The sequence below is a fragment of the Sphingobacterium bovisgrunnientis genome, from assembly GCF_009829085.1.
Taxonomy (GTDB): Bacteria; Bacteroidota; Bacteroidia; order Sphingobacteriales; family Sphingobacteriaceae; genus Sphingobacterium; species Sphingobacterium bovisgrunnientis.
Genome location: NZ_WUQY01000003.1, coordinates 193,356 through 207,939, shown reverse-complemented (window position 1 = coordinate 207,939; position 14,584 = coordinate 193,356). Strand labels below are relative to the sequence as shown.

The window sequence follows — 14,584 nt, the reverse complement described above, 5'->3', positions numbered from 1 at the left end:
AGTTCAGATACTCTTGCGCTTTACTGACGGCCTGATGAGCATTACGATTCGGACGGAAGCCGTAGCTGTTATCGTGAGAAAATCACCCTCACACTTTAACCCAAGCCATTGGGAAATGCTTTGCTGAATAACACGGTCGATGACCGTTGGGATACCCAGCGTACGCTTGCCGCCACTGGCTTTGGGAATCTCTACTTTCCGAACAGCTTGTGGGAGGTAAGTGCCAGAGAGAATATCCGACCGAAGGGTTTTCCAATTCGTATTGAGGTAGTCACGAAGGTTATCGATCTGCATAACATCAATTCCGCTGGCACCTCCATTAGAGATGACACGATCAACTGCGTGTTTGACATTTCGGATGTGTAATATATCTTCCAGCATAGTATTACTAAAAAAAAAATCCTCAGGCATTGTGTCCGTTGGTTGCACAACTAGGCTAAGCTCCCCTTACATTCTACTATCGGTTTCCGACCTACCCTCATGTAAGCAGTTCTCTTAAGTGGTTCGGCTTTTAGCGCTTCGTCATAAACTTCTTGGTTCCTTTGCCATTCTAACATTCAGACCTTCCCCTGTAGAAAATAGAGAAACAGGGTACTATGTCCTCTGCTGACTTCTGACTAAAGCATCTAGCATCATTATTCTGCTATATGTTTCTTCGCGGGCATTCGCGTATACCTTTGACAGAGTTTAGTCAGATCTCCCCAGGTAAGAACAATAACTTTCACATCATATATCCGCTACATTTACCATAGTGTTTCCGTACAGTTTAGGGCTTTGGCTTGTGTTGCAGCCTCACCCAACACTTGCGGCCTTGTATGTAGTTTCTGTTCGTCGGACCGAAGTTTTGCCGCAGACTTCCTTCAGATTCCACCTCGCGGTGGACACCCTTGTCATAAGCTAACACTTCCCACTGTAAAGGCGTGTTCGGGACTTACACCCTAGAGTTATTGCCCATGCTGGGCACACAACTAAAAAGGTGTTCCTAATTAGAACACCTTCCGAATATATTCAAAATTTCTACTTTACCAATTCTTCTAACGCTTTTTCCACTTTTTCAAAACCAAAATCCGCTTTTACTTCCGTAAACATGCGTTGGATTTGATCATTGCAAAGATTTCCAATGCTTCCTTCGTGTGTGTGATTCACTTCTTTCGAAGGTTGGAATGTTCCTTCTTCAATAGCCAAACCGATATTTTTATAAGCTTCGCGGAATGGTATACCTTGTAAAACTTCATTGTTTACCACTTCCACAGAAAACAGATAATCGTATTTTGGATCATCCAAAATACTATCCTTTATCTCAATATTCTCCAACATAAATGTAGCAATCTCCAAACATTCATTTAAAGATTGGAATGCAGGAAATAAGTTTTCTTTCAACAATTGTAAATCGCGGTGATAACCAACTGGAAGGTTTGTCGTCATCATGGCAATCTCTGTCGGTAAAGCTTGGATTTTATTACAACGTGAACGAATTAATTCAAAAACGTCAGGATTCTTTTTGTGCGGCATGATACTCGAACCTGTTGTCAAATGCGCTGGAAAAGAAATAAACCCAAAGTTTTGGTTGATAAACAAGGTTACGTCCATTGCGAATTTGGCCAACGTTGCGGCAATAGAACTCATCGCTTGCGCAAGAATTCGCTCCGTCTTACCTCGTCCCATCTGCGCGTACACTACATTGTAATTCAAATCTTCGAAGCCCAATAATTCTGTAGTCATCGTACGGTTCAATGGGAATGAAGATCCATAGCCTGCGGCTGAACCCAACGGATTCTTATTACAAACAGACCAAGCAGCTTTCAACATATGCAAATCATCTACTAAACTCTCAGCATACGCTCCAAACCACAATCCAAAAGATGATGGCATGGCAATCTGCAAATGCGTATAACCTGGCATCAACACATTTTTGTACTGCTCACTGAGCTTAATCAATTGGTTGAAAAGCAATTCTGTAGTATTGAAAACATTGTGAATTTCCGAACGGAAATACAATTTCAAATCCACCAAAACTTGGTCATTGCGCGAACGACCCGAATGGATTTTTTTGCCAGCTTCGCCAATGCGTTGTGTCAACATCATTTCCACTTGGGAATGCACGTCTTCTACACTAGCTTCGATTTGGAATTGACCAGCTAATATTTCTTTGTATATATTTTTTAGTTCTTGCTGAACCGCAGACAAATCTTCGTCCGTCATCAAGCCAATGCTATTCAACATACGCGTATGTGCTAGTGAACCCAACACATCTGCACTCGCCAAATGCATGTCCATCTCACGGTCTTTGCCTACTGTAAACGATTCAACAAAAGAATCTACATCAATGTTTTTTTGCCAAATTTTCATTCAAAAGTCGTTTTGAATCACAAAAATACCATAAATTTAGATATAACATTTATAAACTTAATCTTTTCACAGGATGAGTAAATTACTAAACTTTCGATTTAATCCTGTAAAAGGTATTTTTCTCTCTGTCATATTATTTTTTGGAGTACCAATAATGAGTTTTGTACTTCTTGGACTAGCTACAGACTATTCTTTCGAATTATTGGAAACTTTGATGCAAATTATTATATTCAATCCTTATATATTAGGCACTATATTATTATTCTCCTTTTGCCTATTTATAACTTCCTCCATGATGCTAATCATTAAAACAATTAGGAACAAAGCTTTGGACTGATATTTTATTTTCAACGCTTATAACATATTTAATACAGTATAAAAGATTGAAAGATAATAAATACCTTTATGTCGTATTATTTAACCTATAGAAAATAAATGACAAAAAAATCAATATTGTTTTTTGCGTGTCAACTTGCTTGGTTAACACCATTTGCTCAAGAAAGTTCAAAACCACTCACTTGGCAAGATATCCCGACCTGGGAATACGTACGATTAAATGGTTCTTCTCCTTCACCTGATGGCAAGTGGCTGGCTTATGTTTCAGGACCGACACAAGGGGACCTGACTTTGACATTGAAAAGCACAGCGGATACGACGAAGTATGATTACAAAATTGGCGGTACTACTTCTCCAATATTTTTCAATAATAATGCGCAATATTTCAGCTTTTTTGAGAATCCAAAGTATACAGAGATTAAGGCAAATGAAAAATCGCGTAGACCGTCAAGTAAGAAACTGAAAATTGTGGCATTAAAAGATACCGCATCAGTGACTTTTGATAAGGTACAGAGTCATATCTTTTCGAATGAAGACAGCAAATGGGTAGCCATTCGTTTTGAAGGACAAGGCGGTGCACCAGCTTCACCAATGGCTCCACGTCCTGAAGGTGCAGTAAAAGGTTCGGACTTATTGTTGTACAATTTAGTCAGTAAAAAGAAGTATAATCTAGGTAATGTGAGCGAATACAGTTTCAACAAATCGGGACAGTATTTAGCATATATAATCGATGCCAACGGCAAAAATGGAAATGGTATTTTCCTGATGGATTTGAATACAGGAATAGTCAATGCGCTGCACAATGACGATGCTAACTTTTCAAAATTGGCTTGGAACAAAGAGGGAACAGCTTTTGCATTATTGAAATCCAAATCTGATAAAAAGTACAAGTCTCCCGTTTACACTTTGCTAGGTGTTAAAAACTTAAAAGCACATAATGCAGATGTATTTACTTATAGCGGATTGGATGAAAATCAAATTACAGCGGGGTATGGCATTAGCGAGAACTCTTCGGCATATTGGAGTAAAGATTTAAAAACAATATTCTTTGGCGTAGCCAAATTAGAAAAAGCGGAAGACCCAAAATCTACTGAAAAGAAGATCGACGATATCGCAAAAGCGGATGCTAAAAATGCAGCAGAAAAAGATTCTATAGCTGCCAAAAATGACACAACACAGATTGCTGCAAATACGAAACAAAATCCTGCGCCTAAAAAGCCAGAAGTCAATAAAAAAGACTTAGAAAAACCAGATATGATCATCTGGAACTGGCAAGATGTACGCTTGCAATCTGCACAAAAAATGCGTCTGCAATCGGATAAAAATTATACAACAATGAGCGCTTGGCACGTAGACGATAACAAATTCGTCTCTCTAGCTGATAGCGCGATCAAATCTATCGCACTTTCGCCAAATCAATTGGTAGGCTATGGATTTGATTACAAACCATACGAATTCGAAGCAAATTTGAATGGACAAACTTTTGGTGACTTGTACATTGTAGATATCAAAACAGGGAAAAAACAGTTAGCCTTCAAAAAAATGTATTTGAATGCGATGCGTGCTGTACAATTCTCTCCACTGTCTGATTACTTGTTATTCTATAATGATGGCAATTACCATACATTGAATACGAAAACGTTAGCTGTAACTAACATTACAGAAAATATCAATAGTTCTTTTGTAGATATGTTAGCCGATCACAACGTGGATAAGCGTGGAATTGGTCCATTTGGATTTAGCGCAGACAACAAATTTGTATTGTTGAGAGACAATTTTGATGTTTGGAAAGTGTCGATCGATGGTAAATCTACTATTCAATTAACAGATAATTGGAAGAACCAAAAGCTTTTAACTACAAATCTCAATTATATTTATCCTGACGATGATTTCATTGATCTAAAAAAAGACCAGTATTTCAATTTGTACAATCACGCCACTAAACAAAAAGGTGTGGCTTTATTACCTGCGAATGGTAAGAAATTGGAAATTTTGAAATTGGATGACATCAACTTTGGAGGCATTCGTAAACCTAAAAACAGCTCAAACTTATTCTACACAATCGAAAAATCGAATGTCGCTCCTGATATTTTTGTGTCAACAGATAAAAATTTAGCGCAAGAAAAAGTTTTGACTAATAATACGACAGATAATCAAAAAGATGTACTATCTGCTGGTTCGAAGCTCATTTCCTATGTTTCTGCACATGGTGATACATTGGAGGCAACATTGTATTTACCTGCTAACTATGTAGAAGGTCAATCTTATCCGACAATTACCTATATCTACGAACGTCTGACAGATGAGAAAAACAACTATTCGCAACCAGCTTATCCAGGTGGTGGTTTTAATCGTGCAATGTATACCAATAATGGTTATGCGGTATTGATGCCAGATATTAAATACAAATTGAATGATCCGGGTATGTCTGCAGTAGCATGTGTTGTTCCGGCTGTAAAATCTGCAATTGCATCTGGGGTTGTAGATGAGAAAAATGTAGCAATCCACGGTCACTCTTGGGGTGGTTACCAAACATCATTCCTTATCACACAAACTGATATATTCAAAGCTGCAGTTGCGGGCGCACCATTGACCAATATGATTTCAATGTATTCTTTGATTTATTGGAATACAGGCTCATCAAATCAGAGTATCTTTGAATCTAGCCAAGGTCGTCTGACAACAGGCTATTGGGACAATTGGGATGCTTATGTACGCAATTCGCCGATTTATCACATCAAAAAAGTAAATACGCCATTAATCATCATGCACAATGACAAAGATGGAGCTGTAGATTACACACAAGGCGTGGAATATTACAATAGTTTGCGTCGTCTCAACAAACCAGTGGTTATGCTAACTTACAATGGCGAAAATCATGGTCTAGTGAAAGAGGTTAACCGAAAAGATTATGCAGTACGCATGATGGAATATTTTGATTATTACCTAAAAGGCAAACCAGCACCGGATTGGTGGGCAAAAGGAATTGATTTTATTGATCTACCTAAACACTTAGAAGATCGCGCATTTTAAAATTAAAAGCTAGTCAACTGACTAGCTTTTAATTTTTTAGTATATTAGATATTGAAAAACAAAAAGAACATTTACCATAACATGGATTTATTTTTGGCTTTTCCGCATTAAATAGTAAACATTTCAACTATTTTTATGTTATTATTTCAGTGTTAACATTTTTAAGTAGATAAACTCAGGTTTGAATAGATTTACCCGTGTCGCTGTTCGTATTTTCCTTTGGATAATAGGTTCAATAATAGCCCTATTGCTCTTGGTCGTATTTTTAATACGCCTGCCTGCTGTACAGAATTATATAGCAGGAAAAGTATCAACCTACCTAGAAAACAAAATTGGAACTCCAGTAAATATTGGCTACGTGAATATCACATTTCCGAAAATGTTGGTATTGGAGAATGTGTATTTCGAAGATCAATCGCGCGATACCTTGATCGCTGGCGAAAAGATCAAAGTGGACATCGATATGTTTAAGATTTTTAAAAACACAATCGAAGTTCAAGAAATACAACTAGCAGGTATTACTTCTAAAATAAAGCGTACTGCCCCTGATGGGAATTTTAATTTTGACTATATCGTAAAAGCTTTTGCTTCGGAAGAAGAAAGTACCCCAACAGCTACAGATACGACTTCCGCATTGATCTTTAAACTAGACAAAGTTGGTTTAGAACGCATTCATTTTGTGTACAATGATGATATGATCGGCACTTCAGCCGATATTCGATTGAATAAATTGGACACGCGGGTGAAAACTTTTGATTTGGCAAACAACATGACTTTTGATTTGCCAAATATTAATATTGATGGTTTGTCGGCTATTGTTAAGCAATGGGCGCCAGCAACCGACAGCAAAGAAGTTAAAGCGGAAGATTTTGGTATTACAGATGCGTCTGTAACCGAAACGTCTCTCCTACCAAATCTAGGCACAGAAACCATCACATTGAAAAACATTTTTGTCAAATATGACGATGCATCTTCGGCGATGAAAACTCAATTTGACATTAAAAACCTTTCGGCGAATGTTGACCAAATTGATTTAAACAAGGAAATAATCAATCTCAAAGAAGTTATTTTAGATCAATCTGATTCGTATGTTGTCTTTGATAAATTTACTAAAGTTAAAGAAACAGCAGACACAGCTTCTGCTCCTGTCAATTGGATAGTATCAGTAGATAAAATTGCTGTAGACAAAACGAATTTCTTATTCCGTGACGACAATCAAGCGCGAATGAAGGGCTTTGATTATAGCAATATAGGGATTAAAGATCTCGCAGGAGCAATTAAAAGTATTTACTACTCCAACGATTCCATTTCAGGTTCTGTTCAAAATTTAACAGCAAAAGATCATTCCGGCTTGTATTTAAAACAAATGAAAGGTGATTTTGTGTACGGAAACACCGGCGCAGTTATTGAAAATCTGTTAATTCAAACCCCTAAAACAATCATTCAGGATTATATCAAAGTTTCCTATCCATCCTTAGATGCTGTATCTAACTATCCACAACTTGTCACTATTGACGCGCGCATCAAAAAAACGCAAATCGATATGACGGATATCAAATTCTTTGCGCCAGATTTGGAAAAAATGGATGTGATGAAACCACTGATGACACGTAAATTCTACATAGACGGTCGTGTGGTAGGACGTTTAGATGATTTAACTATCCCAAATTTGGAATTCAAAACGCTGGACAAAACACACATCATTGCTTCTGCTAAGATTAAAGGTTTGCCAAATACAGATAAGCTTAACATCGATTTAAATCTTAAAAAATTAACAACAGGCAAAGCAGATTTGGATCGATTAGTGGCAAAATCCTTGTTGCCAAAAGATATGACGATTGAATATCCAAATTCAATATCATTGGCAGGTACATTTAAAGGTGGAATGAGTGGATTTGACGCCAATATGAAACTTGTCACTGATAAAGGGAATGCCGCTGTGAATGGTTATCTCCATATGGCTGGACGAGACACCACATACGATGCGCAAGTTTCTATTGATAATTTCAATTTAGGTCATCTTTTAAAGCAAGATTCTGTATTGGGTATTATCTCCGCTGATGCACAAGTAAAAGGTAGAGGATTAAATCCCAAAACCATGGCTGCTGACGTCAAAGGTACCATCAATCGTTTTGATGCGATGGGTTATGCTTATCATGACATCAATTTGGACTTGATGGCGCAAAGTGGCGATATTGCTGGCTCTATAAACAGTTCCGATCCGAATATTCGTTTTCAAGCCAATCTTGCAGCCGATATGCGCGATATGTATCCTAAGGTAAAAATGAATATGATGATCGACTCCGTCAATTTGCAAAATCTAAAATTGATGGATCAAAATTTCCGTTATCACGGTAAAATAGACGCCGACTTTGAAACTGCAGATTTAAATTATTTGAATGGAAGACTTCATGTTTCTCAATCGTCTATTGCTTACAATGAAGAACGTTATGCCTTAGATACCATCTCCTTGATTGCACGAGCAGATACCTCGCGCAATATGTTGATGTTGCGCTCAGAATTTTTACGTGCCCATTTAGTCGGAAAATATAAGCTGACTGAACTCGGAGCCTCCATGCAAGACGTTGTAAGAGTTTATTATAACCCGAATAATGAGCCACCAAAAGAATTGAAATATGATGCACAGAATTTTGAGTTTTCTGCGACTTTAAATTATTCTCGATTCTTAAAAGATTTCTTCCCTGACATTCAGAAAATGAGTGATATCACCTTGGATGGTACATTCAATAGTCAGCAAAAAAGCATAATGGCAAAACTCTTGGCGCCTAGTATTATTTACGGCGGTATTGAGGTTGATCGTTTGGGTATGGATTTTATTACTGTCGATAGTACATTGTATTATTCTGCGCTGATTGACAAGATAAAAGTCAATCAAATTGAGCTGAAAAACACAACATTGAGTGGACAAGCCGTAGAAAATAATTTAGATTTTGGGCTTTGGATAAAAGATAAGGAAGATAAAGATCGTTACCATTTGGGTGCACGAATGGCCGTAGATCAAGGAAATTACCTATTGAGTCTGTTGGAAGACGGCTTAATGTTAAATTACGATACATGGCAAACTTCTCCAAGCAATCAGTTGAGCTTTGGAAAAGATGGAATTCGAGCGCATGAATTTGTGTTGAATAATAATGGTCAAGAGCTGCGTATACAATCCCAAGATTCTACATTGAATGCACCAATTGATGTGACTTTTAACAATTTCCGTATTGAGACCTTGACAGAAATTTTAGAGTCGGATACGTGGAATGTTGGTGGTGGAATCAACGGTGCGGCGACAATTTCTCGTCTGGATGCAAAACCTGTTTTCGTGTCGGATTTGGAAATCAACAAATTCTATTTTGGACAAGATACTGTTGGAAATATTTTAGTGAATGTACACAACCAACAAGAAAACACGTTTTCTGCGGATGTACGCATCACAGATAATGGCAATGATGTGCAATTATTGGGTGAATACATTGCTCCTCCTAATGGCACTCCGACATTCAATGCAAAATTGAATTTAGCTCCACTAAAAATGAAAACTATCCAAGCATTTAGCATGGGTTATCTAAAAAATAGTGAAGGGGATTTAACGGGTGTGCTGGACATTTCCGGTAATTTGGATGCACCAAAAATCAATGGTGATCTAACATTTAATAAAGCCAGACTAAATGTTGCGATGCTAAATGCTGACTTTTTGATGGACAATCAAAAGATTAGTTTCACGAATCAAGGTCTTCAATTTAGACAATTCTTGTTGAAAGATGGAAAAGGAAACGAAGCCAAATTGAATGGTACGATACTCACTAAAAACTATACAGACTTTGATTTCAATTTGAATTTAACAACGAATAATTTCGCTGTCGTAAATTCTACGCGCGAAGACAACGATTTGTTTTACGGCAAACTGTATGCGACATCAAACATCCGTATTCGTGGAAATATAGACAAGCCAGTAATCGACGGAAATGTGTCTGCCAACGAAAACACAGATTTTGTTTTCATTGTGCCAAATGAAAACCCTGGTATCGCCGAGCGAGATGGAGTTGTGAAATTCGTAGATAAAAGTGATACAGTGCGCAATAATGTATTCGCGAAATTGGACTCGATGACTACCGCAACGCGTCTTACAGGTATGGATTTATCTTTAAACCTAAGTACAGATCGCGACGCCAAATTTAAAATAATTATCGATGAAGGCTCGCAAGACGCTTTGAATATTCAAGGTGTTGCGGAATTGACTACTACAATTGATGCCAGCGAAAAAATCACCATGTCCGGAACTTTCACTGTTGAAGATGGAAATTATTCATTCAGCTTTGGACCAATCAAAAAAGAGTTTGATTTCCAAAAAGGAAGTACCATTACATGGAACGGAGATCCGCTAGATGCTAGACTAGATATTACAGCCTTGTACAAAGGTCGCTTCCCTACGCTAGATTTGGTAGCCAACCAAATTGGAACAGAAAGTGGTAATTTGTACAAACAACGTATTCCTTTTGATGTAAAATTGATTTTGAATGGCGAATTATTCAAACCACAAATCGCATTTGATATTGATCTTGACGAGAATAACGCGATAGTTTCGCAAGATGTCGTATCAAAAGTTAATAATGCTTTGGTTGCATTGCGTGATGATCCAGCAGAATTGAATAAACAAGTCTTTTCGTTAATCATCATGGGCAGATTTATGTCAGCGAATCCATTCGAAAGTTTGTCTGGTGGTGGCGGTGTAGAAGGCATTGCGCGTAGCTCAGTAAGTTCGTTCTTGACTGGTCAATTGAATAATTTGGCTTCCAACTTGATACAGGGAGTTGAGCTAGATTTCAATTTGCAGTCCGAACAAGATTACCTTTCTGGTTCTGCTCAAAATAGAACGGATTTGAACATCGGTGTTTCCAAAATGCTATTTGATGATCGCTTAAAAATTACGATTGGATCGAACTTCGAAGTCGAAGGAAAAACCCGTCCAGGCGAGAAAACGAATAATATTGCAGGTGATATTTCTTTGGATTATCAATTATCAAAAGATGGTCGATACTTCGCCCGAGTGTACCGCAAAAACCAGTATCAAGCCACTTTGCAAGGACAATTCGTGGAAACAGGTATTGGTTTCATTATCAACATGAGCTACAATCAATTCAAGGAACTATTTATGAATGAGAAAGCTTTGGCAGCCTATGCAGACCCTAATAATAGCAGTTTCCGCAGAAGATTTAATGTAGAACGAATGGAAACCGATTCAGCTTATCGTGATAGTGTACGTTTGGTCATTCGCGATAGTATGATGACACATAATCCAGCATATCGCAAACGTGTAGAAGAACAACAAAAGAAAGAAGAATTAAATAGAATCCAACGTGATTCTACCGAAAATAAGAATGATACGACAGACGTTAAGTCCATCAAAGACACAGCTATTCGCAACGAAGACGAGGAAAGGAGATCGAATGAAAAGTAAAAGAATTGGCATTGCACTATTAAGCACATTGTGCTTGTATATGATTTCTTGTAGAACAACGAAACATCTTCCAGAAGGTGAAAAATTGTATGTAGAAGGTGATGTCAAGCTGCAAATGGATAGCAATGCAAATGCTGAACGTAAGCAACTCTTTGAAGAACATTTGGAGGGACTTCTTATGCCAAAGCCAAATAAAAAAGCTTTTGGTGCAAAATGGAAACTGATGATGTGGAATGCAGGTGGTGGATATGACACGACGAATAACTTCTTTCAGCGTTGGTTGAAAAAACGTGGTGAAGAGCCAGTACTCCTAAGTGACGTTAATCGCGAATACAATGAGAATTTACTCCGAAACCGTATGGAAAATTTAGGTTTCTTCAATGCAACTGTTAGCTCAGATACGAGTATTAATGGAAAGACAGCCAAAGTTATCTACACAGGAATTCCGCGTAAAATCTATCGTATAGACACAGTAGTGTTTGCAATTGATTCTGCAAGTAATATTGGAAAAGATATAGCGTCTACAAAGTCCGAATCCCTTCTTAAAAAGGGTTCCAACTACAACTTGGATGTAATTCTGAATGAGCGCGATCGTATTGACAATGATTTGAAAAATAAAGGTTATTACTATTTTAATCCAGATAATATTTTGGTAGAAGTAGATAGTACCGAAGGCGATCATGAGGTAGATATGTTTTTAACTATTAAACCTGAGACTTCCGCTCAAGCGAAAGAACCACAAAAAATTGGCGATATTTTTATCTACCCCAATTATACATTAACCTCACAAGGCTATAGCAGAAGACCTAATACGGAGTATATGGAGCTATTCAATGATAATTATTATATCATAGATAGACAGAATACATTCAGAAAAAAAGTATTAGCTAATCATATTTTCTTTCAAAAAGGACAAGTTTACAATAGACACGATCACAATCTTACGATTAATCATTTAGTAAATCTTAATGCATTTAAATTCGTCAAGAATAGCTTTGAACCAAATCCTGATTCAGCAAACACATTGGATGTATATTATCATTTGACACCATTACCAAAGAAATCATTACGTTTTGAGTTGTTGGCAAAGACCGCTACGGTCTATAATGGTTCGGAGGCGAATGTAACCTGGACACTGCGTAATGCCTTCAAAGGTGCTGAAACCGTTTCTGTAAATGTATTTGGCGGTTATGAGACACAAACAGGTGGTAATGTAAACTTAAATTCTTCGTATTACCGCTATGGTGCTGAAATGGCTATTACTTGGCCAAGGCTTTTGTCACCTTATAAATGGACGCCTGGAAGACGTTTTATTCCCAAAACCTATTTAAAATTTGGCTATGAGTTTTTGAATCGTCGTACTGCTTATACCTTAAATTCATCGAGTTTGAACTATGGTTATATGTGGAAAGAAAATGAGCAAAAACAACATGACTTAACTTTAGCAGAAATTATCTACGTACAACCTCGCAATATATCCGAAGCCTATCAAGCGCAAATGGATACCGTTCCTACGTTGCGCCGTATTGTAGAACCTCAATTTTCTTTCGGTCCAAATTATACGTACACCTTCACCAATACTATGGAGGAGTCTAGAACAAATACATTTTATTTCAAAGGTGGGATAAATTTGTCTGGAAACGTATTGGGATTGATTCAGGGTGCAAGCTATAAAAACGACAATCAGAAAGAATTATTCGGAACTATTTACAGTCAATTTGTGAAGATTGAAGCCGATGGTCGCCATTATTGGAAATTGGGTCAACATGCTCAATTGGCATCTCGCATAATGTTAGGAATGAGTTATTCCTATGGTAATTCGCGTTCACTGCCCTACTTGAAGCAATTCTATTCGGGTGGACCGAATGGGTTACGAGCATTTCGTGCCAGAGCTGTAGGACCTGGTTCTGCCCCTCCAGAAAATTTGGGTGAAGATAATTTCTTTGCGGATCAAACCGGTGATTACAAATTGGAACTAAATACCGAATACCGCAACCGTATAGTTGACTTCGGTGTTGGAATTCTGAATTGGGCTGCCTTTATTGATGCAGGTAATGTATGGTTGCAAAATAGAGATGACGGCAAGTTGGGTGGAAAATTATCGAAAAAATTTTTGTCTGAATTGGCAGTTGGCGCGGGTGCTGGTTTACGTTTTGATTTTACATTTTTAGTTCTTCGGACAGATTTAGCTATTCCAGTTCGCGTACCTTACTACCCTAAAAATGACCGATGGGTGATAAAAGATATTGACTTCAAAAATTCACAGTGGAGACGTGATAATTTGGTCTTCAACTTAGCAATAGGATATCCTTTCTAGCCAGAAAGGATATTTTATTTTAAGGCTATTCTTCATTAAGTGATTGATATTAACTATATTTAATCAACACAAATAATCCTCTTTAAACATGAAAATAACGGTCATTGGAGCGGGTGCTGTAGGTGCTACCACTGCAGACAACATTGCTAGAAAAAATTTTGCTGAAGAAGTCATTTTATTGGATATCAAAGAAGGTTTTGCGGAAGGTAAAGCACAGGATATGATGCAAACTGCCGCCTTATTAGGCTACGATACCAAAATAAAAGGTGTAACAAATGATTACTTGCAGACAGCGGGTTCGAGTATTGCAGTTATTACATCCGGTATTCCACGAAAACCAGGTATGACTCGTGAAGAATTGATCGGCACCAATGCCAATATCGTAAAGGGTGTAGTGGAAAATCTTGTGAAATATTCTCCAGAGATTATTATAATCGTCGTATCGAATCCTATGGATACGATGACATATTTAGCCTTAAAATCTTCTGGTCTTCCAAAAAATAGAATTATAGGTATGGGCGGAGCATTAGACTCATCACGCTTCAAGTATCAATTGGCAAATAAACTCAATGCTTCTCCAGCGGACTTAAATGCAATTGTAATTGGCGGACATGGCGATACGACAATGATTCCATTGATTAATAAAGCTACTTGGAACAGTATTCCAGTAAAAGAATTTCTTGATGAAGATGAGAAAAATGAAATAGTACAAAAAACAATGGTCGGTGGTGCGACTTTGACCGCGTTGATTGGCACATCAGCTTGGTATGCACCTGGTGCTGCCACAGCAGCTATGGTCGAAAGCATTGCGCTCAATCAAAACAAGCTGTTCACCGCTTCAGTTTATTTGGAAGGTGAATTGGATGAAGACGACATCTGTATCGGTGTACCTGTGATTATAAATAAAAATGGTTGGGATAAAGTTGTTCCTATTCAATTAGATGAGGATGAAAAAGCAAAATTCAAAGCTAGCGCAACCGCTGTTCGTGCAATGAATGCTGTTTTATCAGAAAGCAATATTATCTAAATTGATTAACAAACTTTCTATTATATTTGAGAGGACTTACATCAGTCCTCTTTTT

General features: G+C 37.6%; 6 protein-coding genes. 4 read left to right on the top strand and 2 right to left on the bottom strand.

Annotated features, from left to right (window positions below; genetic code table 11):
* Positions 1 to 3: 3 nt before the first annotated feature.
* Complete coding sequence (locus GOQ16_RS03280) at positions 4 to 381, bottom strand: reverse transcriptase family protein (RefSeq protein WP_204987411.1); 378 nt, start codon at positions 379 to 381, stop codon at positions 4 to 6.
* Positions 382 to 1,017: 636 nt separating this feature from the next.
* Positions 1,018 to 2,349: an argininosuccinate lyase gene (argH, locus tag GOQ16_RS03275; protein ID WP_160067859.1), complete on the bottom strand. Its 1,332-nt coding sequence runs from the start codon at positions 2,347 to 2,349 to the stop codon at positions 1,018 to 1,020.
* 435 nt (positions 2,350 to 2,784) lie between these two features.
* On the opposite strand from argH, the gene GOQ16_RS03270 reads away from it, so the two are divergent.
* The 4 genes from GOQ16_RS03270 to GOQ16_RS03255 all read left to right on the top strand — a co-directional run bounded on the left by GOQ16_RS03270 (position 2,785) and on the right by GOQ16_RS03255 (position 14,529).
* Positions 2,785 to 5,718 carry an alpha/beta hydrolase family protein gene (locus GOQ16_RS03270; protein WP_160067857.1) on the top strand — a complete coding sequence of 978 codons (2,934 nt, stop codon included), beginning with the start codon at positions 2,785 to 2,787 and terminating at the stop codon, positions 5,716 to 5,718.
* Between the two features lie 181 nt (positions 5,719 to 5,899).
* Positions 5,900 to 11,185 (top strand): translocation/assembly module TamB domain-containing protein, encoded by a 5,286-nt coding sequence (locus tag GOQ16_RS03265; RefSeq protein WP_160067855.1) that lies wholly within the window; start codon positions 5,900 to 5,902, stop codon positions 11,183 to 11,185.
* The gene (gene tamL, locus GOQ16_RS03260; protein ID WP_240140951.1) at positions 11,175 to 13,502 is read left to right on the top strand and encodes a translocation and assembly module lipoprotein TamL; all 2,328 of its coding nucleotides are present in this window, start codon (positions 11,175 to 11,177) and stop codon (positions 13,500 to 13,502) included. The genes GOQ16_RS03265 and tamL overlap by 11 nt, the downstream gene beginning before the upstream one ends.
* 88 nt (positions 13,503 to 13,590) lie before the next feature.
* A complete protein-coding gene (locus GOQ16_RS03255; protein ID WP_160067851.1) occupies positions 13,591 to 14,529 on the top strand; it encodes a malate dehydrogenase in 939 nt (312 codons plus the stop codon).
* Positions 14,530 to 14,584 lie beyond the last annotated feature (55 nt).

Excerpts from the sequence above, each read along its gene's own strand:
- GOQ16_RS03270 (WP_160067857.1), top strand. The coding sequence starts at position 2,785 with ATGACAAAAAAATCAATATTGTTTTTTGCGTGTCAACTTGCTTGGTTA.
- GOQ16_RS03255 (WP_160067851.1), top strand. The coding sequence starts at position 13,591 with ATGAAAATAACGGTCATTGGAGCGGGTGCTGTAGGTGCTACCACTGCA.
- argH (WP_160067859.1), bottom strand. The coding sequence starts at position 2,349 with ATGAAAATTTGGCAAAAAAACATTGATGTAGATTCTTTTGTTGAATCG.
- GOQ16_RS03280 (WP_204987411.1), bottom strand. The coding sequence starts at position 381 with ATGCTGGAAGATATATTACACATCCGAAATGTCAAACACGCAGTTGAT.
- tamL (WP_240140951.1), top strand. The coding sequence starts at position 11,175 with ATGAAAAGTAAAAGAATTGGCATTGCACTATTAAGCACATTGTGCTTG.